Source organism: Jeotgalibacillus sp. S-D1 (genome assembly GCF_004358665.1).
Classification (GTDB): domain Bacteria; phylum Bacillota; class Bacilli; order Bacillales; family Jeotgalibacillaceae; genus Jeotgalibacillus.
Window position 1 is genome coordinate 82,769 of sequence record NZ_SMZR01000002.1, and the last position, 22,744, is coordinate 105,512.

Sequence of the window (22,744 nt, forward strand, 5' to 3'; positions counted from 1 at the left end):
ACTAAACCCCTCCTCTGCAGCGTTTTTATCTATTTATTTTTCAACAGACCAGTCAAGTGAATCCAGGAACTGGAGTACATCTTGATGAAGCTGTTCTTTTTCCTTATCAAGCGTAATGACATGGCCGGATTCTTCATACCATTTAAGTTTTTTATCATCAGTTTCAACATTATCATGAATGATATTTGCTGAATCAGTATTAATCATATGATCATGGCGCCCCTGCACCACGAATGTCGGTGTATAAATCATATCGACCGAGTTTCGCACATCACCAATTAATGATTGAAGCGCTGCTAATGTTTCCATCGGTGTTTTAGCGAATTCTTTCATTTCTTTTTCGACCTGCTCTTCGTCTTTACCTTCATACTTTTTAAATTCGCGGGCGTACTCTAAAACTCCTTTGTACATGACTTCTTCACTCTTTATGTACATTGGCGCACACATCGTCACAATACCCTTCACAGGTACAGTGTAACCCAATTTAAGCGAAAATACGCCCCCTAAAGAAAGTCCGGCTACAGCAATTTCTTCATATCCCTGACTCTTTAAATGATCGTAGCCCTTCATTACATCCTTCCACCAGTCTTTAGGTCCCGTTTTCACCAGTTCTTCCGGTGGAACTCCATGCCCTTTATAATGAGGTGCGTGCGAAGAGTAGCCATTTTTCTCCAAAAAGCGGCCGAGCATGCGAACGTCAGACGAATTGCCTGTAAATCCATGCAACAAAAGAACAGCCCGCTTTCCTCCTTCAAATGTAAATGGTTTTGGCAAATTTAGTTTCATTGAATCTTTCACTCCTGTATAGTCAATTATTACTTTAATTTTAGTAAAGTGACGGACAAAATGCTAATGTACTGTTTAATGAAAGACGTTTGCTGTCTGCCTAGCATGCCCCATGCAAATAAAAAAAGCCCGACCAATAGTGTTTTGATCAGGGCATGTGTTTATTATTTTACAACGAATGCGACAGCAATAGTTAAAACGAAAAACAATACCGCAAGTACAATTGTAATACGGTTCAATACTAAGTCGATTCCCCGCGCTTTCTGTTTACCGAACAACTGCTCAGCACCACCTGAGATCGCGCCTGATAGACCAGCACTTTTACCGGATTGCAATAATACGACCACAATCAAAGAAATACATGTAATAACCAGCAACACTGTTAATAAAGTTTCCATGAGTCCCACCTCCTGCAACGAACATCACAATGAATCAATTTTATCACAGCATTCATCTGGAGACAATCTTTCTTTTAGTGTGCCAGGGGTTGGTGTGCTCGCAGTGATGAGCGGGATTTGTGAAGGATAGCTGGTGGGGTTCAAGGGCAAATTGGGTTGGGCAGTTGGCGGTGTATTATTTTTCGATCAACTTTTTCGTTTAATCGCTCATGTTCTGGCGTTTATCGATCATGTTTCACCTTTTATCGAAACACTTTGGAGATATATCGATCACTATTTCATGTTTTTCGGTCATACCACGCTGCACCGCCCAAATAGCCAATCACATACCCTATCTCAAAAAAAATTCACTCACAACTTGCATTCATATTTGTAAAACAACCGCTTTCCACATAAAATAAAATCAGCAAGTGACTGACACTAATGTCGGAAGAGGTGAGAATAGATGGGCGGTAAAATATATGTTGAGGATGTTGTCAAGACGTTTAAAGGAAATGTGCAGGCAGTAAAAGGCGTTTCCTTACAAGTTGGTGATGGAGAATTTTTTGCTTTTCTCGGTCCTAACGGTGCAGGGAAATCTACCACTGTTCAGCTATTGACCACATTGTTAAAACCTACTTCAGGGAAACTGGAAGTAGCAGGCTTTGATGTAAAAAAAGAACCCGAAAAGGTCCGCCTTGAGATTGGCGTCGCCCTGCAGGAGACAGGCATCGATCCTGATTTAAAAGGAATTGAGCTGCTGGAACTGCAGGCACGGTTATTTGGATTTTCAAAAAAAGCAGCACGCAGCCGAGCAGAAGAACTTCTTGAGTTGGTTGACTTAACTGATGATGCTTACCGGCTAAGCGGAAAATATTCAGGAGGAATGCGCAGGCGCCTGGATCTGGCGATGACGCTGGTGCATCAGCCGAAAATATTGTTTCTTGATGAACCAACGACTGGTCTTGATCCCATGAACCGCAAAGCCATATGGAAGGAAATTAAACGTTTAAATAAAGAAGAAGGCACAACAATATTTTTGACTACTCAGTATTTAGAAGAAGCAGATCAGCTGGCAGACCGGATTTCCATTATTAATAAAGGCGAAATTGTTGCGACCGGCACCCCGGAGGAGTTAAAGCGAACACTTGGATTCGATGCGATTCTGCTTGAGTTTGATACGGATGAGAAGGCAGTACATGCACAGCAGCTCGCCCATCAAATGAGACACAGCGCAGAGCTGCTGAAGAATGAAGTAACGATTTATGCCGAAAATGGCACATCAATTTTAGTGGACCTGATCCGTACGCTTGATGAGCATGGGCTCCATCCGTCAAAACTAAATGTTCAGCCTCCATCGCTTGACGATGTATTTATTCAAGTGACAAAGGAGCAGAAAAAGGAGGTTGAAACAAGTGAATGAGACCAAAAGCTCTTTTGCTATGGATACGCTGGTTATGACGAAAAGAAGTCTGATCACTATTCTGCGTAATCCGCTTATTTTTGTTCCTAACCTGGCCATCAGTATGTTCTTTCTTTTTGTCTATGAAGCCGGTTTGAGCGGAATTGCCAACCTACCTGCTTTTGAAGGAGCGAATTACCTGGCGTTTATTTTGCCGGTTTCCATTGTTTCGGCTGCGATTGGTGGTGCTGGCGGTGCGGGGCAGGCGCTGGTTAAGGATTTGGATAATGGTTTTTTCTCAAGACTTCTGCTGACACCGACCTCACGCCTTGCCATCGTGTTGGGACCCATTATCGCGGGTATGCTGCAGCTGGTTATTCAAGCAGGTTTGATTATTGCTGTTGGATTTTTACTTGGTTTAGAGGTAGCAGGAGGGGCTATGGGCGTTCTCGTCGTTCTTTTATTAACTCTCGGCTGGGGGCTGGCGTTTGCCGGATACTCCGTCGGTATTGCGCTACGTGCAAAAAATGCGCAATCTGCCCAGGCAGGAACATTTATCTTTTTCCCTCTTATCTTTCTAAGCACCACCTTTGTACCTTATGAGCTGATTGAAGCACAGTGGCTGAAAGCAGCAGCAGCGATTAATCCGGTAACCTATTTATTTGAAGCAATGCGCACGGTATTAATCGACGGCTTTGGAGAGCCGTGGCCAATTATTCTTGGTTTTCTTGTTATTGCAGGGCTTTGTCTAATTACCATTACCTTTTCAGCTGTTTCTGCAAAACGTGCAGTTAGTACAGATTAATTTTTACATTTAAATTAATAGCTTTGTTAAATTCGATTATTGATATTTGTACACTGTTAATTGGAGCTGAAGGTTTGAGACTCCTGCGGGATGTAGCGGTAGAGGTGAGACTTTTGAAACGCGGAGCGTTGAAAAGGGCTCACCCCCGCCCCGCGGAAAGCGAGCACCTTCGTGCTGCAATCAACATCCTGGTTTAACAAAGCCAAATTAATAAAAAACCGTCAGCCTGAGAGGACTGACGGTTTTTTGTATTTCGCCTGGCAGCCGGAATGCCTGACGATACGCAATTAGCGTAGGTTATAAAAAGTTTTTGCTCCAAGGTACTGAGCCGTTTCAGCCAGCTGGTCTTCGATTCGAAGAAGCTGATTGTATTTTGCAACACGGTCTGTACGTGATGGTGCACCTGTTTTAATTTGACCAGCATTTGTTGCAACAGCGATGTCAGCAATTGTTGCATCTTCTGTTTCACCTGAACGGTGAGAGATTACCGCTGTGTAACCAGCGCGTTTAGCCATTTCGATTGCATCAAATGTTTCACTTAATGTACCAATTTGGTTCACTTTGATCAGGATTGAGTTGCCGATGCCCTGCTCAATACCCTGAGAAAGTTTTGTAGTGTTAGTTACGAACAAGTCGTCACCAACAAGTTGTACGCGATCGCCTAAACGTTCTGTTAGCAGTTTAAAGCCATCCCAGTCGTTTTCGTCAAGACCGTCTTCGATAGACACGATTGGGTACTTGTCTGCAAGTTCAGCATACCAGTCAACCATTTCAGCTGATGTTTTTACAACACCTTCACCTGATAAGTGATATTTGCCGTCTTCTTTGCTGTAAATTTCAGAAGCAGCTACGTCCATTGCAAGAAGAACTTCTTCTCCAGGCTTGTAGCCAGCTTTTTCGATTGCTTCGATGATCGTTGAAAGGGCTTCTTCATTTGATCCAAGGTTTGGAGCAAATCCGCCTTCGTCACCTACAGCTGTATTAAGACCTTTACCTTGAAGCACTGATTTTAACGCGTGGAAAATTTCTGCTCCCATACGAAGTCCTTCACGGAACGTTTCAGCTCCAACAGGCATAACCATGAATTCCTGGATATCTACATTGTTATCAGCGTGCTCGCCGCCATTAACGATGTTCATCATTGGAACTGGAAGTTGTTTTGCATTGAATCCGCCAAGATACTGATAAAGTGGAAGATCAAGGTAGTCAGCAGCTGCATGTGCAACAGCCATTGAAACGCCAAGGATTGCATTAGCGCCTAATTTACCTTTGTTTTCTGTACCATCAAGTTCGATCATTGCTTTATCGACTGACACTTGATCAAGAACAGAGAAGCTGTCAATTAATTCTGGTGCGATTACATTATTTACGTTTTCAACGGCTTGCAGAACACCTTTACCAAGGTAGCGTCCTTTGTCTCCATCACGAAGTTCAACTGCTTCGTGCTCACCAGTTGAAGCACCGGATGGAACAAGAGCACGGCCGAATGCGCCGCTTTCTGTGTAAACTTCTACTTCAATTGTTGGGTTGCCGCGTGAATCAAGAATTTCACGTGCATATACGTCTGTAATAAATGGCATATAGTAACTCTCCTTTTAGTGGTTTTATTTTTTAATGAGCGAACGGCCAGTCATTTCTGCAGGCAGTTCGATGTTAAATAAATCAAGCATCGTTGGGGCAAGGTCTCCAAGAATTCCGCCTTCGCGAAGTGTTACGCCTTCTTTTGTCACGATCACAGGCACGGGATTTGTCGTGTGAGCGGTCATCGGGCTTCCTTCAAAGGTCGTTACTTCATCAGAGTTTCCGTGATCAGCGGTAATAATAGCATGTCCGCCTTTTTCATGGATTAAATCGACCAGCTTGCCAAGACACTCATCAACTGTTTCGATTGCTTTTACTGTCGGTTCCATTTTGCCGCTGTGGCCAACCATATCTGGATTCGCAAAATTTAACAGAATTGCATCAAAACGATCATGCTCAATCTGTTCAAGCAACGCGTCCGTTACTTCATAAGCGCTCATTTCAGGTTTTAAATCATAGGTTGCGACTTTAGGTGAATCGATTAAAATGCGTTCCTCGCCAGGGAATTCATCCTCACGTCCTCCGCTCATAAAGAACGTAACGTGCGGGTACTTTTCTGTTTCAGCAATGCGCAGCTGAGTCAGCCCATTAGCAGACAGCACTTCCCCAAGGGTGTTTTTTAAATCTTCGCTTTTAAAGGCCACATGTGCCTTAACCTTGGCACTGTAATGTGTAAATGTGACAAATTGCAGATCAATGGGTTTTCTTGGACCCGGATCAAAACCGTCAAAAGCGGGATTTGTTAAGGCAGATGATAATTGAATCGCACGGTCAGGACGGAAATTAAAGAAAATAACGGAATCATTGTCTTCAATGCGTCCAACAGGCTCTCCATCTTTTTCAATAACGAAAGGCACAACAAACTCATCGTGCAATTCCTGCTCGTAAGAAGCTTCAACGCCTTCTGATGCAGACGGGTGGGCCGGACCAACACCATCTACCAGAACACGATAGGCTCTCTCTACACGTTCCCAACGGTTGTCTCGGTCCATTGCATAGTAGCGTCCTGAGATTGACGCAAACTCGCCGACACCGAGTTCATCCATTTGAGCTTCTGTGTTTTTAATATACTTTAATGCTGTTGTGGGACCAACATCCCGCCCATCTAAGAAACCGTGAACATACACCTTTCTCAGGCCATGTTCTTTTGCAAGCTTTAATAGTGCAAATAAGTGATTGTAATGACTGTGAACACCACCATCAGACAGCAGCCCCATTATATGGAGAGCTTTGTTGTTGCGCTTTGCATTTTCAATCGCAAGTAGGAATTCCGGGATATCGAAAAAATCTCCTTCACGAATGCCAATGTTAATGCGCGTTAAGTTTTGATAGACTGTGCGTCCTGCACCAATGTTCAGGTGGCCAACCTCTGAGTTGCCCATCTGTCCATCCGGAAGTCCGACTGCTTCACCACATGCAGTCAGTGTATTGTGCGGGTATTGTGCCCAGTATCGATCAAAATTCGGTTTATTAGCGCGTGCTACAGCATTTCCCTTTATTTCATCCCGAAGAGCAAACCCATCGAGAATAATTAAGGCAACTGGTGCTTTACTCATTTGCCCCAGCCTCCAGCAATTGAAGGAATGACTCCGCTTCTAAGCTTGCACCACCAACCAGTGCTCCGTCAATATCACTTTGGTCCATATATTCTTTAATATTTGCCGGTTTCACACTGCCGCCATACTGAATGCGCACTGAATCGGCTACTTCCTGTGAATATTGTTCTGCCACAACAGAACGTACATGAGCACAAACTTCATTAGCATCTTGAGCAGTTGAAGATTTACCTGTACCAATGGCCCAGATCGGCTCATATGCGATAACGGTTTGTTTTACCTGATCATCCGTTAATCCGTTTAATGCTGCTTTAACCTGGCCTTCTACAATCTCTTTTGTTTCATCGTTTTCACGCTGTTCATTTGTTTCTCCAACACAAACAATCGGTACAAGTCGGTGATGAAATGCAGCATGAGTCTTTTTATTTACAGACTCATCTGTTTCATTAAATAATTCACGGCGCTCTGAGTGACCCAATATAACATAGTCCACACCAAGATCTTTTAATGCCACAGGGCTTGTCTCGCCTGTAAAAGCTCCGTTGTCTTCAAAATGCATATTTTGGGCGCCAATTGCCACCTGTGATTCTGATGTTAAATTCACAAGGCTTTCAAGAAATAGCGCTGGAGAGCAAATAACTGATTCTACTTTATCGCTGGAAGGGACTTTTGATGCAACCTCTTCTGTAAATGCTCGCGCTTCTGAAGCCGTTTTATTCATTTTCCAGTTACCTGCAATAATTGGTTTACGCATTTTCATCGTCCTTTCATGATCAATTCATTGTAAATCAGCTGCCTGTTACAGCAGTCGTTTGTGCCTACTCTTTATCATTTAAGGCTGTAACACCTGGAAGCTCTTTGCCTTCCATGAATTCAAGAGAGGCACCGCCACCTGTTGAGATATGACTCATTTTATCTGCCAGGCCGAATTTTTCAACGGCAGCAGCCGAGTCGCCTCCTCCGATGACAGAGTATGTATCCTCTGCATCCGCCAAGGCTTGTCCTACTGCTTTTGTACCGTTAGCAAAAGTTTCGAGTTCAAACACTCCCATTGGTCCGTTCCAAATTACAAGCTTCGAGTCTTTGATTACATTACTGTAAAGCTCGCGTGTTTTCGGTCCAATATCAAGTCCTTCCCAGTCTGACGGGATCGAATCGACAGCTACTTCTTTTGTATTAGCGCTGTCTGAAAAGTCATCTGCTACAACAATATCAACCGGCATGTAGAATTTAACGCCTTTGTCTTCTGCTTTTTTAATAAACTGGTTTGCTAAATCAATTTTATCTTCTTCAAGAAGTGATTTACCAATCTCATGGCCTTGTGCTTTTAAGAATGTGTAAGCAAGTCCGCCGCCAATGATCAGGTTATCCACATTGTCTAACAGATTATCAATAACACCAATCTTATCCTTCACTTTCGCTCCGCCAATAATTGCTGTAAATGGACGTTCCGGATTAGACAGGGCTTTCCCAAGTACATCCAGCTCTTTTTCCATCAGCAGTCCGGAAACTGCAGGTAAATGCTGTGCAATTCCAGCAGTGGATGCATGGGCACGGTGAGCTGCACCGAATGCATCATTAACATATACATCAGCTAATGCTGCAAATTCTTTCGCAAGCTCCTGATCATTTTTTTCTTCTCCAGGATAGAAACGGACATTTTCAAGAACAAGAACGTCTCCCTCCTGCAATTCCTCAACAGCTTGTTTGGCTTGGTCGCCGTAAGCTTCATCCACTTTTTTCACATCTTTGCCAAGAAGTTCGCCAAGATGCTTTGCAACCGGTGTCAGGCGAAGCTCTTCAACCACTTCCCCTTTTGGCCGGCCAAGGTGACTGGCAAGAATGACTTTCGCACCTGCTTCTACAAGATGTTTAATAGTTGGCAGTGCTGCACGAATACGTGTGTCATCTGACACATTTCCTTCATTCATTGGAACATTAAAGTCCACGCGGGTAAATACACGTTTTCCTTTTAGCTCAATGTCTTTCATGCTCTTTTTGTTCATTGCAAAAGGCCTCCTTGTAGTTGTTGAGGGTTACTTTGAAAAAAGGGAGGGGGATTTTTCCCCGCTCCCCATTATCCCCTCTTATTATAGAGGATGTTATGGTTAAAAACCAAACATTCTACTATAAAATCAGGTTAACTTATAGTCCTTGTTCAGCCATGAAAGCAGCTAAGTCAACACAACGGTTTGAGTAGCCAGTTTCATTGTCATACCAAGAAAGTACTTTTACCATGTTTCCTTCAAGAACCATTGTTGAAAGACCATCAACGATTGAAGAATTAGTATTACCATTGTAATCAGTTGATACAAGTGGCTCGTCGCTGTAAGCAAGGATTCCTTTAAGTGGACCTTCTGCTGCTTCTTTAAGAGCTGCATTAACTTGGTCAGCTGTTACTTCCTGATCAAATTCTGCTACAAGGTCAACTAGTGACACGTTAGGTGTTGGTACACGCATAGCCATACCATTCAATTTACCTTCAAGCTCTGGAAGTACTAGAGAAACAGCTTTCGCAGCACCAGTTGATGTTGGAATGATGTTTTCAGCAGCTGCACGAGCACGACGGTAATCTTTGTGTGGCAGGTCAAGAATTTGCTGGTCATTTGTGTATGAGTGAATTGTTGTCATCATACCGCGTTTAAGACCAAATTTGTCGTTCAATACTTTTGCATATGGAGCCAGGCAGTTTGTTGTACATGAAGCATTTGATACAACATGGTGGCTTCCAGCATCGTATTTATCTTCGTTAACACCCATTACGATTGTTAGATCTTCGTCATTAGCTGGTGCAGAGATGATTACTTTTTTCGCTCCGCCTTCAAGGTGCTTCGCAGCATCTTCACGTTTAGTGAAACGTCCAGTAGACTCGATTACAACTTGCACACCAAGGTCTCCCCATGGCAGTTGTGCAGGATCTTTTTCAGCTAGAACTTTGATCTTGTGACCATCAACTACGATATCGTCTCCATCAACAGATACCTCAGCATCTAATGTTCCGTGAACTGTATCGTACTTAAGCAGGTGAGAAAGCATGCTAGCATCTGTTAAGTCGTTAACTGCTACTACTTCTACCTCCGGGTTGTTTAAAGCTGCGCGATATACGTTACGTCCAATACGTCCAAATCCGTTAATACCAATTTTAACTGTCATGAATAAGTTCCTCCTTAGTAATGTTTGGGGATTAATTATCTATTTTAAAAGGGAGATCTCCCTTTCAAAAGCTCTTTTGCTGCTCCTTCGTCCGTTATTAGCGTAGAAGAAGACTGTGGTGCTCCTTTAAAATAGGACTGAATGGCATTTGCCTTCGATGATCCTCCTGCAACCGCAAATACATTCGGGATGGTGGCCAGATCTTTTAATTGAAGGCCAATCGTTTTCACTTTATGAACGATTTTGCCATGCACGTCGAAATAATAACCAAAAGCTTCTCCGACTGCCCTGCCTTCTAAAATCGTTTGAAGATCTTCCTCACTTGTATTCCGGCGTTTCGCCATAGTGGCTGCATCACCAATTCCATGAAGAACGATCGAAGCCGATGTAATTAAAGCCATCACTTCTTTTATCGACGGTTCCTTCATAATGGTTTCATACATTTCCCGGCTGACCTGATCAGGTACATACAGCACTCGGTGCCTCGCGCCTGACTTTTGGGCCATTGTTGCACAAATAACATTTGCCTGGTTTTGCACATCCTCCCCAATCCCGCCTCTTGCCGGAACAAAGAGTGTATCAGGTGGGGCAAAATCCGGTGTCAGCATACCTGCAACAGCTGACATTGTTGTTCCGCCAGTAACTGCGATAGTAGTATGTTCACCAACACAGGCCTTCATGCTTTTAATAGCCGCACGGCCAAGTTCTTCTTTTACCCAGGGGGAGTCATCGCTGTTTCCGGGTACAATAATTACGCGTTTAACGCCAAGTAATTCTCTTAAAGAATCCTCCATTACGTTTATACCCACTATTTCATTCATCATGCGTTCAAGAGGCAACAACATCTCAAGCCCCTCTTTTGTAAGACTCATACCGGATGAATGAACATGAAGCAAATCCTGAGATTTCAAGAATTCAACTTCACTCCGCAGGACGCGTTCTGTCATGCCCAGTGATTGAGCAAGACTTCTTCTTCCGACTGGCTGAAGAAAACGAACCGATCGCAATATATGATATTTGCGCTGTAGATCATCAAGCAGGTTGGGCACCAATCGCTTTTGGATGTCAATAAATGTTGGCATAAAAAAGCTCCTTTATCAGTTGGTGTTGATCTTTTTTACTATTCCCTGATTTGCCGGATACTAACAAGATGGACAATAATTGTCCCTCGTAGACATTTTTTGTCCCGACAAGGGTAAAAAAAAGATCCCTGCTACATTTTTTATCATAACAGGGAATTAATTAGGTTTCAAGCAGGAAAGTCAAGTGTTTTTTTGCAAACGTTTACTTAACGTTACGTAATCAACTTTGCCATATTGTACTATTTTTTCATCCACTATTATGACCGGGATCATCAGTCCATATTCTTCTGTCCATTCATCCCGTTCTTCTATATTACGTTCCTCAATGCTAAAAGGTTCGTCCTCCTGCACTAATTCTAAGAGCAGCTTTGCTTCATCACACAATCCACAGTTGGGGCGGGTATAAAAAATAACTTCCACAATCATCGCTCCTTTTAACCAGGCAGGGCTTTCAGCCTGAAAAAAAAATATATATAGAAAGAAAACCTCCACCGCTAATGCAGTGAAGGTTTCGGCATACGCCCTCGAAGGGAATCGAACCCCTATCTCAAGAACCGGAATCTTACGTGTTATCCATTACACCACGAGGGCAAAACTAAGATACGTAGCTCGATTAAATAAAAGCCGAAGCGGCTTGACCAGCTCCGAAAAGTTTAAGGCGTGATGGCAGGTTGGCGCTCTTTGCCAACCGTCTTGCTTAGGACACTTAATCATTATAATAGAGTAAGTGCACAGATGCAATAGTAAATGTCGAACCATATTTGTAATGGCTAAGACTTGTTAAACGTATAGATGAATGGGTATGATGGTATTAATAGTTAAAGAAAGAAAAAAGCGAGCAAATGCTTTGACCTTTCTTGACCATAGTTGTATGATGAAAATACATATTTAGAAAGACAAAAAGGAGGAATTTAAGATGAATTTAATCCCAACAGTTATCGAACAAACAAATCGGGGAGAGCGCGCATATGACATCTACTCCCGCTTACTTAAAGACAGAATCATTATGCTGGGTAGCGGAATTGACGACAATGTTGCAAACTCCATTGTATCTCAGCTTCTATTCCTTGAAGCAGACAATCCTGAAAAAGATATCTATCTTTACATCAACAGCCCGGGTGGCAGCATCACGGCCGGTATGGCCATCTATGATACGATGCAATTCATTAAGCCAAAGGTTCAAACCATCTGCATCGGTATGGCAGCTTCAATGGGAGCATTCCTTCTTGCAGCTGGAGAAAAAGGCCACCGCTACGCACTTCCAAATGCAGAAGTAATGATTCACCAGCCGCTTGGCGGAGCTCAAGGCCAGGCAACTGAAATTGATATTGCTGCGAAGCGTATTCTTTTCCTTCGCGATAAGCTGAATCAAATTCTTGCAGACCGTACAGGTCAGGATTTCGATACCATCCAACGCGATACAGAGCGTGATAATTTCATGACTGCTGAACGTGCAAGAGATTATGGTCTGATTGATCAAATCATGGAACGTAACGATATAACAGAAAAAAAATAAACAGTACAGAAAAACCCGCCAATTAAATTTGGCGGGTTTTTTTACTTAGCTATGTTTATAACAATCATTTATTTTTGTTAGGGGATAGCCGAAAATTATATGAGGGCTTTTAGCCGTAAAAAACCCCCGTCATTTGCACACGGGGATCAATCAGCTATTGGGCTTCTTCTACAAAAGATGCAAGCGATTGCAGTGCATCTTCTTCATCATGACCATCAGTAATTAAGGTGAAGGTAGTGCCTGTACCAAGCGCAAGGCTCATCAATCCCATTATGCTTTTGGCATTCACTTTTTTTCCATCCTTTTCAATAAACACATCTGATTGATAGCGTGTAGCCTCTTGAACAAAAAGCGCTGCAGGTCTTGCCTGCAAACCTGTTTTTAATTTTATCGTCACGTCTTGCTGCCTCATATAACGTCCCCCTCTAAATTCAGTTTTATAGCAGAGTAATTTACTACTCACTTTACCCCGTAACGCATTCCATATTCTTAATTCTCTACCATTTCACCTTTTCGTAACCTTTCAGCGATCTGGTCAATCTTACGCAATCTATGATTAATTCCGGATTTGCTGATTGTCCCCCCGGAAACCATTTCCCCGAGCTCTTTTAAGGTAACATCCTGATAGGCAACACGTAATTCAGCGATTTCTCTTAGCTTATCAGGCAGAATACCTAACCCTGCACTTCTTTCAATAAAACGGATGTTTTCCACCTGGCGCAAGGCGGCTCCAATGGTTTTATTTAAGTTAGCCGTTTCACAATTTACTAAACGGTTAACTGAATTTCGCATATCACGAACAATCCGGACATCTTCGAAGCGAAGCAAGGCTTGATGTGCACCAATTAAGCTGAAGAATTCCGTAATTTTTTCTGCTTCTTTTAAGTAAGTAATAAACCCTTTTTTGCGCTCAATGGTTTTACTGTTTAAACCAAACGTATTCATTAGCTTGGAAAGAGATTCATTATGTTCCTCATACAATGTAAAAATTTCTAAATGGTAGGAGGAAGTTTCGGGGTTATTAACCGATCCGCCAGCTAAAAAGGCGCCGCGCAGATAAGCACGCTGACAGCATTTCTTTCCAATTACAGAAGGTGAAATCTCATGGTTGATGGCAAAGCCTTCACCAAGAATTTTTAAATCTTCAAGAATTTCTTTTGCCCGCTCTACAATCCGGACAATATATACATTGTTCTTTTTTAATCTCATTTTTTTCCGTACGAGAAGTTCTACCTGAATACTGTAATTTTTCTTAATGAGTGTGTAAATTCTTCTGGCGATCGCTGCATTTTCTGTTTGTATATTTACGACAAGCAGGCGATTGGAGAAGGATAGAGATCCGTTCATGCGAATAAGGGCTGACAGTTCTGCTTTCGCACAGCAGACGTTATTCTCAATGCCAGTCAACTCTTTTTTCGTCTCTGAAGCAAATGACATCTCATTCACCAGCCTTTCCTATAACCTGTGTTCAAACGAGTTGATCACGTTTTTTTGACATTAATTTTGTAATGATTGTAGCTACCCGGTCTGTATCATGGCGAATGAGACCATTATGATGCGTTATAATTTTATCATAAACCACCTGCAGACCAAGTCTTTGGAGCCGATCGACATCAAATCGTACCGGTTCTGCCATTTCTTTATCATATAATGATTTTACTTCATCCGGAATTTCCTCGTTATTAACCAGCACATAATCTAAAAAATTCTCGCCCATATGGCTGTAAAGTGCATTGATGTGATCAGCTGCGGTGTAATGGAGCGTTTCACCAGCCTGTGTCATCAAATTGCAAATGTATACTTTTGGGGCCTTGCTTGCGAGAACAGCCTTGCCTATATCCTTTACCAGTAAATTAGGAAGAATACTTGTATATAATGAGCCTGGTCCAATAATAATCATATCTGCTTCCTGGATCGCTTCTACTGCATGAGGCAGCGCTTTCACATGTTCTGGTGTTAAAAACACCCTGCTGATTTTCTTTCCAGAAAACGGTATTTTAGACTCACCTTTTATTACGGAGCCGTCTTCCATTTCAGCAGATAATAAAATACTTTGATTAGCAGATGGAAGCACCTTGCCTCTTACATTCAGAACCTTGCTCATTTCCTGGACACCATGAGCAAAATCACCTGTTATGGAGGTCATGGCTGCAATGATTAAATTGCCTAATGCGTGGCCGCTTAATTCATTTTGACTCGCAAACCGGTATTGGAACATTTCTTCTACGAGCGGCTCTACATCTGAAAGAGCAGCCAGTACATTTCGAATATCCCCGGGTGGAGGGATTTTCAAATCCTCTCGAATACGCCCTGAACTTCCGCCGTCATCAGCCACTGTGACAACGGCTGTTAAGTCAAGAGGATGATTCTTTAAACCTCGCAGGAGAACGGATAAACCAGTCCCTCCTCCGATCACTACCACCTTTCCCTCGTGTATATTCGGCAGTGTCAACTGATTGCCCCTTTGCGTTTTTCAATATCGCGGTGGGTAATACGCGTATGATAATCTTTTGCAAAGGAGCGGGCGATCTCCTCGGTTAATGCGACGGACCGGTGCTGGCCGCCCGTACAACCGATAGCAACAATTAGCTGGCTTTTGCCTTCACGTTTATAGTGAGGCAGCATAAAGGTCAGTAAATCCAGTGTTTTCTCTAAAAATTTCTGAGTTTCAGTCCATTTCATTACATAGGTTGAAACTTCTTCATCCAAACCGGTCTGAGGTCTCATATGATCAATATAATGAGGGTTTGGCAGGAACCGCACGTCAAATACTAAATCAGCATCAATTGGTATGCCGTATTTAAAGCCGAAGGACATGACATTGACCGTAAATAATGATTGTTTATTTGCTGAAAATTCCGCAAGGATTTTCTCCCGCAGCTCACGTGGTTTTAATTTGGAAGTATTGTAAATCGTTTGTGCCCGTCCTTTTAAATCCTGAAGAAGATAGCGCTCCTGCTGAATTCCTTCAAGAGGCAAACCTAATGGAGCGAGTGGATGAGAACGGCGGGTTTCTTTATAGCGTCTTACCAGTGCATCGTCATCGGCATCCAAGTAAAGAATACGAGGTGTTACATGATCAGAGTCATTAAAATGGTCAAGCGCCTTAAAAAGCGAATCAAAAAACTCTCTTCCTCTCAAATCCATCACAAGGGCTACACGGTTCATCTTGTTGCTCGATTCTTTCATCAGCTCTAAGATTTTAGGCATAAGTGTAGGAGGCAGGTTATCCACACAGAAAAAACCGAGGTCTTCAAAGCTTTGTACGGCAACCGTTTTACCGGCGCCGGACATACCTGTAATAATGACTAACTCCACATCATTTACAGACGTCATGAACAATCCCTCCTTTTAAAGATAGCGTTTAAGCCGGATCCAGCCGGTACGATAATAATTTAAAATCCTTTGTATAAGTAAAAGTACCATAGATGACCCGGTTGCCGTGCACAACATAATCTAAAATGTGGCGGTCTCCTTCTGCCATATCAAGCGTTTGAATGGCTTCTACCGGCTGCCATTGCAGAATTCCTTCCGGAGATTCATCCATTATGACACCATCAGCCTCCGTTGCTAAGAAGGTGAACATCATCCATTCTGATACAACTTCATTTCCGTCTTTAATAATAAACGTAAAAATCCCTTTAATATCCGGGTTCTTAACATATATGCCAGTCTCTTCCCTATATTCGCGTATACATGCATCACGAACGGATTCGCCCGGCTCCATTTTTCCGCCTGGTGCTACCCACCAATTTCTGCGGGGTTTCTGCAGCAACAGGGCCTGATTATCTTTTATATAAACACAATTTGTTATCCGTTGCATTTTATCACCTGCTTAATTTAGCTCATTCATCTTATTATACATGCTTTTTTTCGATCAAACAATTTAGATGCAGCTGCAGGAAAACGTATTTTTGGGCAATGCCTGGTTGAAAGTCTCTAAAAGCAAAAAAAGAACACGGACCAGATCAGTCCGTGCCAACAAGTAATATATAACTAAAAGGGGGTCAATTACTTATGGTCTAACTATACCCTTTCTTTGTTGCAAGCCTGTTACAGCTGAATGACGTTTAAATAAAGTTTTAGCCGTCAATTAAGCAAGAGGTAATTGCTATTTAGTTACTTTCATTGATTCCATCAATTGTTCAACATAGTGCTGAACTGATTGTGCAGCTATACTGCCGTCTCCTGTTGCAGTAACAATCTGGCGAAGTGTTTTATCACGAACATCGCCTGCAGCAAATATACCCGGTACATTCGTTTGCATAGTGCTGTCTGTTTCAATATAGCCTTCACCATTTAAAATACCAAGCGGTTCAAAAGGCTTAGTCAGCGGAACGAGACCGATATAGATAAATGCTCCATCCGCTTTAAATTCACTTTCGCTTCCATTTTCAGTGGAAACAAGTGTAACAGAACCAACCTTGCCATTTTCTTCATTTATTTCTTTTACTGTTGTATTCCAGATAAAATCAATCTTTTCATTGTCAAAGGCGCGCTTTTGTAAAATTTGCTGGGCGCGAAGTTTATCCCGTCTATGCACAATGGTAACTTTATTGGCAAAACGCGTTAGATAAACACCTTCTTCGACAGCTGAATCTCCACCGCCGACAACAACGAGGTCTTTTCCTTTAAAGAAAGCACCGTCGCAGACTGCGCAGTAGGAGACGCCCCGGCCGCCAAGTTCTTTTTCACCCGGTACGCCAAGCTTTTTATATTCAGCACCGGTTGAAAGTATAATAGCACGTGCTTTATATTCTTTTGAACCGGCTTTAATGATTTTGTATTCTTTTTCGTCAATAATCTCTTTGACATCTCCGTATGCATATTCAGCACCGAATTTTTTAGCATGCTCAAACATTTTATTTGATAGGTCGGGACCTAAAATATGATCAAATCCAGGGTAATTTTCAACATCTTCCGTGTTGGCCATTTGTCCGCCCGGCACGCCGCGTTCTAACATTAATGTAGAAAGATTTCCGCGGGAGGTATAAACAGCTGCCGTCATTCCAGCAGGACCTGCGCCAATTACCACTACGTCATAAATTTTTTCTTCCGTCATGAAAATGCACTCCTTTTCAAACTCTTCAGTGGTCTTCACTTCATCCACATTTATAGTAAGTGATGAGGTGAACACACGTCCAATTATTTGCCTAGGGTAAGTATGCCTCTAAATCATCCATATATCTGCGTATTGTAGAAACTGTAACATTGTATTTATCAGCCATTTCCTGCTGAGTTACTTTTTCTGCCCGCACTTTTTTCCAAAGGTATTCAATTGCTGCAGAAAGGGCGGCTATATTTTTAAACCTGTATTCATCCTCCATGCCATAATAAACAATATGAAACCACATATAAAAAAGTCCGTGATGTGACTGGATGTTAACATCATACGATTGACTCAGTTCACATGCCACCTGATGAGCACGGGCGATCGGAGTTTTTGGTTTTGGGATCTTGTCTGAACGAAGCAAGGCAGCGTATTCCAGTTCAATAGCCGTAAGGTAATCCGGAATATTGTTTAAAGACGACGGGTTTGTTTTAGCATCTTTATATAATACGAACATTCTTTCTTCCGGGTACATGGAATCCGACAGAATATCGTTGCGTTCTATTTTTTCGCCATTCCACGGTTCCAGTCCTTCTTTATCAGGCTGCTCTGAGAGGACACGCTTCCATGCATCTGCAGAGACCTTTTCATGGCCTGAGTGCCACGCAGAATGAGACAGCCAAAAATAAAACCCGGCATCGCCTTCAAAGCCGCGCTTCACTAAACTTTTAAGCCAGCCGTACGCTTTTTTATGGCGTCCGACCAGTGCAAACGTAGCGCCGAGTTTAAACCGGTGTTCAAATAAAAATGGACGGACATGCTCCAACGCATCCATCAGCTGTTCCAATTCATCCGTCCGCTCCTGATAATGGTAAAACACCGCTAAATTGCATAAAGCGTGTAAATTGCCAGGGTTGCGGTTCAGCACTTCTGTTAACAGCGCCGTTGCCTGCTCGGTTTCGCCAAAATAAAAATAAGCAAGAGCCAGATTATTATAGGCGGACCAGTAATCCGGGAAGCGTTCAACGACTTCTTCAAGAAGCTCAATCGCTTCCTTAAATTTGCCTTCAGCCAAAAGCTGGCCTGCTTTTTCCTGATGCATAATCAGCTCATCCTGATCCAGGTCATCGTCCCATTCCTCATCTTCTTCAAGGGATAATAATTCAAGCAGATCCTCTGCATCTTCAACAAATTCACCGTCTTCATTCATATCTAAATAAGCAGTTGCGTGCTTGTAGGCTTCCTGAAATAATCCAAGATGGGCAAAATTATTTGCCATAAAATAATGGACTTCTGTCATTGAAGGATCAAGGGTGGTTAAAATTTGTTTTAATCGCTCATTTGACTGAGTGAATTCACCAATCTCCGTTTCAATAATCGCCATCTGAAAGGGCACCATCGGCTCTTCGGGCTCTAATTCCTGTGCACGCTTTAAATATTTTAATGCTTTATTTAATTGGCCCTGCTGATACTTGGCCATACCTTTTTGATAGTAATTTTCACTTGTTGGATTAAACGGGTACAGTATTCCCATGTTCTCCGTTTGTTTTGATCCTTTTTTCATGTATAGCCTCCGAACATTGTAGTAACTAGTCAATGATAGCATATTTTTACTGACGGCTGTATGAAATTATCTGGATGAATTCATAGAAATTGGTTACTGTAAAAAACAGAGGAACAAAAGATTGCTTCTATAGAGTTTAACAAGAAGATTGTGACTAATTAAAAAGCTCTGTCATCTGTCAAATGTTAATAGTTCCACTTAGTTGATTGGAGCTGAAGGTGTGAGACTCCTGCGGGATGTAGCGGGAGAGGTGAGACCTTTGAAGCGCGAAGCGTTGAAAAGGGCTCACCCCCGCCCCGCGGAAAGCGAGCGCCTTCGTGCTGCAATCAACGGCCATGTTCAACAAAGTGATATTAATGATAGGAGCAAGTTGATTTGGTAAAGGAAACTAGACATAAAAACAAAGGATGCCCTTTACGAATTAGAAACGTATTCGTAAAGGGCATCCTTTTTAGTGCTGATTATATTTTTGCTTTGACCAGAGGAGATGAACCGGTCCGATTTATTTCGCCGGTTTATTATGGCGCTCCTGTAGTACAGATAATACTTCCCAAAATGGAAGGCGCTGTTCACGCAGCAATACCATTGTGTGATAAAGCATGTCCGCTACTTCCCACTTCAGCTCTTCTGCATCTCGATTTTTTGCAGCGATTATAACCTCTGAAGCTTCTTCGCCTACTTTTTTAAGAATTTTATCCACGCCTTCTTCAAATAAGTAGGTAGTATACGCGCCTTCAGGACGCTCTTCATCCCGCTCTGCAATTAATTTTTCAAGAGTGGACAAGATATCCGTTAAAGTTGCTGGCTGAAGGTCGTTATTTTTATATATGGTTTCATAAAAGCAGGATGTTTCTCCTGTATGGCAGGCTGGTCCTTTTGGCAGAACGCGCAGCACTAAGGAGTCCTGATCACAATCATGCTTCATTTCCACAATCTTCTGGGTGTTGCCGCTTGTAGCTCCTTTATGCCAAAGCTCTTTGCGGGATCGGCTGTAAAACCAGGATTCTCCCGTTTGAAGAGATTTTTTTAAGGACTCTTCATTCATATAGGCAACCGTTAATACTTCTGATGTTTCAGCATCCTGAACAACGGCTGGAATTAAGCCGTTTTCATCAAAGCGAATGCGCGTTATATCGATTGTCATCGTACATTCACTCCTTCTTCTTTTAAATGAGCTTTTACTTCCGCTATGCTTGTTTCCTCATAATGAAAAATGGAAGCAGCAAGAGCAGCATCAGCTTTTCCTTCAGTAAATATCTCTGTAAAATCCTCCGAACAGCCGGCCCCTCCGCTGGCAATAACCGGTACGGTTACGGCCTCGCTCACAGCTTTCGTTAAATCAACGTTAAAGCCATGTTTCTCGCCGTCACTATCCATGCTGGTCAGCAGGATTTCTCCCGCTCCAAGGTCAACCGCTTCCTTTGCCCAGGCCACAGCTTCTTTATCGAGCGGATTTCGTCCGCCATGAGTATATACACGCCAGGTGCCGATGGTTTCATCCCATTTAGCATCAATTGCCACCACGATGCATTGCGACCCAAAGTAGTCAGCTCCTGCTTTAATCAAGTGAGGGTCCAAAAGCGCTGACGTATTTAGCGATACTTTATCCGCTCCTGCACGAAGAAGTCTTTTCATGTCCTCAATTGTTTTAATTCCACCGCCAACTGTAAAAGGGATCGCAAGCTCAGATGCCACGTCCTGAACCACGTCCACCATTGTTTCCCGCCCTTCATGGGATGCAGAAATATCCAGGAAGACGAGTTCATCTGCTCCCTGCTCATCATAAGCCCGCGCAAGCTCGACCGGATCCCCAGCATCTCTCAGTTCAAGAAACTGGATTCCTTTTACAACGCGGCCCTCTTTTACATCCAAACAAGGGATAATCCGTTTTGTCAGCATCAAGATACCTCCTCAACGGCTTCCTTTACAGTAAACTTATTCGTGTAGATTGCTTTACCCACGATAGCTCCTGTCACTCCGCTGCCGGAAACGGCCTGCAATATCCGAAGATCCTCAAGAGAGCTCACACCGCCTGAAGCAATAATTTCGGCACCTGTTGCTTCTGCAAGCTCGATTACCGCATCTACATTTGGTCCTGTAAGCATGCCATCGGTCGCAATATCAGTGAAAATAAATGTTTTTGCTCCAGCGTCTGCAAGCTCTTTTCCAAGGTCCACAGCCCGCAATGTCGATGTTTCGATCCAGCCATGTGTAGCTACATATCCATCTTTTGCATCAAGTCCTATCGCGATCCGATCACCGTATTTAGCGAGCCACTCCTTAACCAGTTCCGGGTTGGTTACTGCAAGACTTCCGATGATCACCCGGTCCACACCCTGATTTAAGTAGTGCACAACATCTTCCTCTGTTCGAATACCGCCGCCTACCTGAACCTTAGCAGGAAGCTCGTTTACTACACGAAGGACATATTCATCATTTATCCTTTTTCCATCCTTCGCACCATCCAGATCGACCATGTGAATCCATTCAGCGCCTTCATCTACAAACTGCTTCGCCATATCAAAAGGAGAATCGCCATAGATTGTTTCCTGATTGTAATCTCCTTGTGTCAAACGGACGCATTTTCCATCTCTCATATCAATTGCCGGATAGATCATGAAGCTCATTTCAGCACCTCCATATTTTTCACGTAGCGAGTGTAGTTCCCTAAAAGACCCATTCCTAGGTCGCCGCTTTTTTCGGGATGAAATTGCATGCCAAAAACATTATCTTTCCCTACCACTGCTGGAACTTCTCCAAAGTAATCCGCTGATGCAATCAGAGACTCTTTTGTTTCGCCAGTCACATAGTACGAATGGACAAAATAAACATGTTCTTCCTCAAGCCCAGCCGTTAAAGGGGATTCATGATGAAAAACAAGGCGATTCCATCCCATATGGGGTACTTTGTAGGAAGTACCGGATTTATCCACCCCGTCAAAATGTACAGCTCTTCCTTTTAACAGGCCAAGTCCAGTATGTAATCCGTTTTCTTCACTTTCCTCGAACAAGAGCTGCATTCCAAGACAGATCCCTAAAACAGGCTTGCCTTTTTGAGCCTGGTCAACAATAAATGACGAAAGCCCTGTCTCATTTAGAAGTTTCATTGCGTCACGAAACGCACCTACCCCGGGTAAAATCAATCCCTCCGCGTGAGCCAGCTGTTCTTTATTATCACTAATAATGTAAGGCACTCCCAGACGCTCCAATGCCTTGCTTACACTGAATAAATTGCCCATCCCATAATCGACGATCCCAATCATTTATAACATTCCTTTCGTAGACGGAACGCCTTTCACACGAGGATCAATTGACGACGCCTCATCAAGCGCACGTCCCAATGCTTTAAAAATGGCTTCAATCATATGATGGGTGTTGTGGCCGTAATGCACGACAACATGAAGGTTCATTCTTGCTTCCAGTGCCAGCTTCCATAAAAACTCATGAACAAGCTCTACATCAAATGTACCTACACGGTCTGTGGGGAAATCCGCTCTCATTTCAAGGTGAGGACGGTTGCTCAAATCCACCACGACCTGAGCGAGCGCCTCATCCATCGGCACAAAAGAATTGCCGTAACGGCGAATCCCCTTTTTATCACCCAATGATTCCAGCAATGCCTGTCCCAAAACGATCCCGATATCTTCGGTTGTATGATGGTCATCAATTTCCGTGTCGCCTTTTGCATCAATCGTCATATCAAACTGCCCGTGCTTGGTGAACAAATCCAGCATATGCGTCATGAACGGCACGGCTGTCTCGATGGATGAATTTCCTTCTCCATCAATTGAAAAAGATAGATTAATATTGGTTTCATTGGTTTTGCGGTGAAATGATGCTTCTCTCTTGCTGCTCATCTAATGAACCTCCCTA

The 22,744-nt window shown here is 42.9% G+C and carries 23 protein-coding genes, 1 tRNA gene and 1 pseudogene; 3 read left to right on the forward strand and 22 right to left on the reverse strand.

Annotation, left to right across the window (positions count from 1 at the left end; translation table 11 throughout):
• Nucleotides 1–33: 33 nt before the first annotated feature.
• Both E2R51_RS07500 and secG read right to left on the reverse strand, forming a co-directional pair.
• Nucleotides 34–786 carry an alpha/beta hydrolase gene (locus tag E2R51_RS07500; protein ID WP_133376445.1) on the reverse strand — a complete coding sequence of 251 codons (753 nt, stop codon included), beginning with the start codon at nt 784–786 and terminating at the stop codon, nt 34–36.
• A 164-nt stretch (nt 787–950) separates the two neighbouring features.
• A complete protein-coding gene (gene secG, locus E2R51_RS07505) occupies nt 951–1,184 on the reverse strand; it encodes a preprotein translocase subunit SecG (RefSeq protein WP_133376446.1) in 234 nt (77 codons plus the stop codon).
• 445 nt (nt 1,185–1,629) lie between these two features.
• On the opposite strand from secG, the gene E2R51_RS07510 reads away from it, so the two are divergent.
• A complete protein-coding gene (locus tag E2R51_RS07510; protein WP_133376447.1) occupies nt 1,630–2,586 on the forward strand; it encodes an ATP-binding cassette domain-containing protein in 957 nt (318 codons plus the stop codon).
• On the forward strand, nt 2,579–3,370 hold the full coding sequence (locus E2R51_RS07515; RefSeq protein ID WP_240732999.1) for an ABC transporter permease: 792 nt from the start codon (nt 2,579–2,581) through the stop codon (nt 3,368–3,370). The genes E2R51_RS07510 and E2R51_RS07515 overlap by 8 nt, the downstream gene beginning before the upstream one ends.
• 287 nt (nt 3,371–3,657) lie before the next feature.
• Here the strand turns inward: E2R51_RS07515 and eno are convergent, their stop codons facing one another.
• The 8 genes from eno to E2R51_RS07555 form a co-directional block, all read right to left on the reverse strand.
• The gene (gene eno, locus E2R51_RS07520) at nt 3,658–4,950 is read right to left on the reverse strand and encodes a phosphopyruvate hydratase (RefSeq protein ID WP_133376448.1); all 1,293 of its coding nucleotides are present in this window, start codon (nt 4,948–4,950) and stop codon (nt 3,658–3,660) included.
• Nucleotides 4,951–4,974: 24 nt separating this feature from the next.
• Nucleotides 4,975–6,507 carry a 2,3-bisphosphoglycerate-independent phosphoglycerate mutase gene (gene gpmI, locus E2R51_RS07525; protein WP_133376449.1) on the reverse strand — a complete coding sequence of 511 codons (1,533 nt, stop codon included), beginning with the start codon at nt 6,505–6,507 and terminating at the stop codon, nt 4,975–4,977.
• Complete coding sequence (gene tpiA / locus E2R51_RS07530; protein ID WP_133376450.1) at nt 6,500–7,261, reverse strand: triose-phosphate isomerase; 762 nt, start codon at nt 7,259–7,261, stop codon at nt 6,500–6,502. The genes gpmI and tpiA overlap by 8 nt, the downstream gene beginning before the upstream one ends.
• A gap of 64 nt (nt 7,262–7,325) precedes the next feature.
• The gene (locus tag E2R51_RS07535; RefSeq protein WP_133376451.1) at nt 7,326–8,513 is read right to left on the reverse strand and encodes a phosphoglycerate kinase; all 1,188 of its coding nucleotides are present in this window, start codon (nt 8,511–8,513) and stop codon (nt 7,326–7,328) included.
• A gap of 139 nt (nt 8,514–8,652) precedes the next feature.
• On the reverse strand, nt 8,653–9,660 hold the full coding sequence (gap, locus tag E2R51_RS07540) for a type I glyceraldehyde-3-phosphate dehydrogenase (RefSeq protein ID WP_133376452.1): 1,008 nt from the start codon (nt 9,658–9,660) through the stop codon (nt 8,653–8,655).
• Between the two features lie 44 nt (nt 9,661–9,704).
• The gene (locus E2R51_RS07545) at nt 9,705–10,742 is read right to left on the reverse strand and encodes a sugar-binding transcriptional regulator (RefSeq protein ID WP_133376453.1); all 1,038 of its coding nucleotides are present in this window, start codon (nt 10,740–10,742) and stop codon (nt 9,705–9,707) included.
• Nucleotides 10,743–10,922: 180 nt separating this feature from the next.
• Nucleotides 10,923–11,162 carry a glutaredoxin family protein gene (locus E2R51_RS07550; RefSeq protein ID WP_483299920.1) on the reverse strand — a complete coding sequence of 80 codons (240 nt, stop codon included), beginning with the start codon at nt 11,160–11,162 and terminating at the stop codon, nt 10,923–10,925.
• Between the two features lie 99 nt (nt 11,163–11,261).
• Nucleotides 11,262–11,333 (reverse strand) — tRNA-Arg (locus E2R51_RS07555).
• Nucleotides 11,334–11,652: 319 nt separating this feature from the next.
• Here E2R51_RS07555 and clpP point away from each other — a divergent pair.
• Nucleotides 11,653–12,258, forward strand: a pseudogene (gene clpP, locus E2R51_RS07560) (ATP-dependent Clp endopeptidase proteolytic subunit ClpP); the annotation flags it as partial.
• 154 nt (nt 12,259–12,412) lie between these two features.
• Here clpP and E2R51_RS07565 read toward each other — a convergent pair.
• The 12 genes from E2R51_RS07565 to hisB all read right to left on the reverse strand — a co-directional run bounded on the left by E2R51_RS07565 (nt 12,413) and on the right by hisB (nt 22,728).
• Nucleotides 12,413–12,670: an HPr family phosphocarrier protein gene (locus E2R51_RS07565; RefSeq protein ID WP_133376456.1), complete on the reverse strand. Its 258-nt coding sequence runs from the start codon at nt 12,668–12,670 to the stop codon at nt 12,413–12,415.
• Between the two features lie 77 nt (nt 12,671–12,747).
• Nucleotides 12,748–13,695, reverse strand: a complete 948-nt coding sequence (gene whiA / locus E2R51_RS07570; protein ID WP_133377050.1) for a DNA-binding protein WhiA — start codon at nt 13,693–13,695, stop codon at nt 12,748–12,750.
• Nucleotides 13,696–13,726: 31 nt separating this feature from the next.
• A complete protein-coding gene (locus E2R51_RS07575) occupies nt 13,727–14,704 on the reverse strand; it encodes a gluconeogenesis factor YvcK family protein (protein ID WP_133377051.1) in 978 nt (325 codons plus the stop codon).
• A 2-nt stretch (nt 14,705–14,706) separates the two neighbouring features.
• Nucleotides 14,707–15,594 (reverse strand): RNase adapter RapZ, encoded by an 888-nt coding sequence (gene rapZ / locus E2R51_RS07580; protein ID WP_133376457.1) that lies wholly within the window; start codon nt 15,592–15,594, stop codon nt 14,707–14,709.
• Nucleotides 15,595–15,622: 28 nt separating this feature from the next.
• Complete coding sequence (locus E2R51_RS07585; protein ID WP_133376458.1) at nt 15,623–16,081, reverse strand: NUDIX hydrolase; 459 nt, start codon at nt 16,079–16,081, stop codon at nt 15,623–15,625.
• A gap of 288 nt (nt 16,082–16,369) precedes the next feature.
• Entirely contained in the window at nt 16,370–17,320 is a 951-nt protein-coding gene (trxB, locus tag E2R51_RS07590; protein ID WP_133376459.1) for a thioredoxin-disulfide reductase, read from the reverse strand.
• 91 nt (nt 17,321–17,411) lie between these two features.
• Nucleotides 17,412–18,872, reverse strand: a complete 1,461-nt coding sequence (locus E2R51_RS07595; protein WP_133376460.1) for a tetratricopeptide repeat protein — start codon at nt 18,870–18,872, stop codon at nt 17,412–17,414.
• A gap of 502 nt (nt 18,873–19,374) precedes the next feature.
• Nucleotides 19,375–20,016: a bifunctional phosphoribosyl-AMP cyclohydrolase/phosphoribosyl-ATP diphosphatase HisIE gene (hisIE, locus tag E2R51_RS07605; protein WP_205703315.1), complete on the reverse strand. Its 642-nt coding sequence runs from the start codon at nt 20,014–20,016 to the stop codon at nt 19,375–19,377.
• Nucleotides 20,013–20,771, reverse strand: a complete 759-nt coding sequence (hisF, locus tag E2R51_RS07610) for an imidazole glycerol phosphate synthase subunit HisF (RefSeq protein ID WP_133376462.1) — start codon at nt 20,769–20,771, stop codon at nt 20,013–20,015. Before hisF ends, hisIE begins: the two co-directional genes overlap by 4 nt.
• The gene (gene hisA, locus E2R51_RS07615; protein ID WP_133376463.1) at nt 20,771–21,499 is read right to left on the reverse strand and encodes a 1-(5-phosphoribosyl)-5-[(5-phosphoribosylamino)methylideneamino]imidazole-4-carboxamide isomerase; all 729 of its coding nucleotides are present in this window, start codon (nt 21,497–21,499) and stop codon (nt 20,771–20,773) included. The genes hisF and hisA overlap by 1 nt, the downstream gene beginning before the upstream one ends.
• Entirely contained in the window at nt 21,496–22,134 is a 639-nt protein-coding gene (hisH, locus tag E2R51_RS07620) for an imidazole glycerol phosphate synthase subunit HisH (protein WP_133376464.1), read from the reverse strand. The genes hisA and hisH overlap by 4 nt, the downstream gene beginning before the upstream one ends.
• Entirely contained in the window at nt 22,135–22,728 is a 594-nt protein-coding gene (gene hisB, locus E2R51_RS07625; protein WP_133376465.1) for an imidazoleglycerol-phosphate dehydratase HisB, read from the reverse strand.
• Nucleotides 22,729–22,744: the final 16 nt, after the last annotated feature.

Excerpts from the sequence above, each read along its gene's own strand:
- whiA (WP_133377050.1), bottom strand. The coding sequence starts at position 13,695 with ATGTCATTTGCTTCAGAGACGAAAAAAGAGTTGACTGGCATTGAGAAT.
- secG (WP_133376446.1), bottom strand. The coding sequence starts at position 1,184 with ATGGAAACTTTATTAACAGTGTTGCTGGTTATTACATGTATTTCTTTG.
- hisB (WP_133376465.1), bottom strand. The coding sequence starts at position 22,728 with ATGAGCAGCAAGAGAGAAGCATCATTTCACCGCAAAACCAATGAAACC.
- hisIE (WP_205703315.1), bottom strand. The coding sequence starts at position 20,016 with ATGACAATCGATATAACGCGCATTCGCTTTGATGAAAACGGCTTAATT.
- hisA (WP_133376463.1), bottom strand. The coding sequence starts at position 21,499 with ATGAGCTTCATGATCTATCCGGCAATTGATATGAGAGATGGAAAATGC.
- hisH (WP_133376464.1), bottom strand. The coding sequence starts at position 22,134 with ATGATTGGGATCGTCGATTATGGGATGGGCAATTTATTCAGTGTAAGC.
- E2R51_RS07595 (WP_133376460.1), bottom strand. The coding sequence starts at position 18,872 with ATGAAAAAAGGATCAAAACAAACGGAGAACATGGGAATACTGTACCCG.
- gpmI (WP_133376449.1), bottom strand. The coding sequence starts at position 6,507 with ATGAGTAAAGCACCAGTTGCCTTAATTATTCTCGATGGGTTTGCTCTT.
- hisF (WP_133376462.1), bottom strand. The coding sequence starts at position 20,771 with ATGCTGACAAAACGGATTATCCCTTGTTTGGATGTAAAAGAGGGCCGC.
- E2R51_RS07545 (WP_133376453.1), bottom strand. The coding sequence starts at position 10,742 with ATGCCAACATTTATTGACATCCAAAAGCGATTGGTGCCCAACCTGCTT.
- E2R51_RS07535 (WP_133376451.1), bottom strand. The coding sequence starts at position 8,513 with ATGAACAAAAAGAGCATGAAAGACATTGAGCTAAAAGGAAAACGTGTA.
- E2R51_RS07585 (WP_133376458.1), bottom strand. The coding sequence starts at position 16,081 with ATGCAACGGATAACAAATTGTGTTTATATAAAAGATAATCAGGCCCTG.
- trxB (WP_133376459.1), bottom strand. The coding sequence starts at position 17,320 with ATGACGGAAGAAAAAATTTATGACGTAGTGGTAATTGGCGCAGGTCCT.
- E2R51_RS07510 (WP_133376447.1), top strand. The coding sequence starts at position 1,630 with ATGGGCGGTAAAATATATGTTGAGGATGTTGTCAAGACGTTTAAAGGA.
- eno (WP_133376448.1), bottom strand. The coding sequence starts at position 4,950 with ATGCCATTTATTACAGACGTATATGCACGTGAAATTCTTGATTCACGC.
- tpiA (WP_133376450.1), bottom strand. The coding sequence starts at position 7,261 with ATGCGTAAACCAATTATTGCAGGTAACTGGAAAATGAATAAAACGGCT.
- E2R51_RS07500 (WP_133376445.1), bottom strand. The coding sequence starts at position 786 with ATGAAACTAAATTTGCCAAAACCATTTACATTTGAAGGAGGAAAGCGG.
- E2R51_RS07565 (WP_133376456.1), bottom strand. The coding sequence starts at position 12,670 with ATGAGGCAGCAAGACGTGACGATAAAATTAAAAACAGGTTTGCAGGCA.
- gap (WP_133376452.1), bottom strand. The coding sequence starts at position 9,660 with ATGACAGTTAAAATTGGTATTAACGGATTTGGACGTATTGGACGTAAC.
- rapZ (WP_133376457.1), bottom strand. The coding sequence starts at position 15,594 with ATGACGTCTGTAAATGATGTGGAGTTAGTCATTATTACAGGTATGTCC.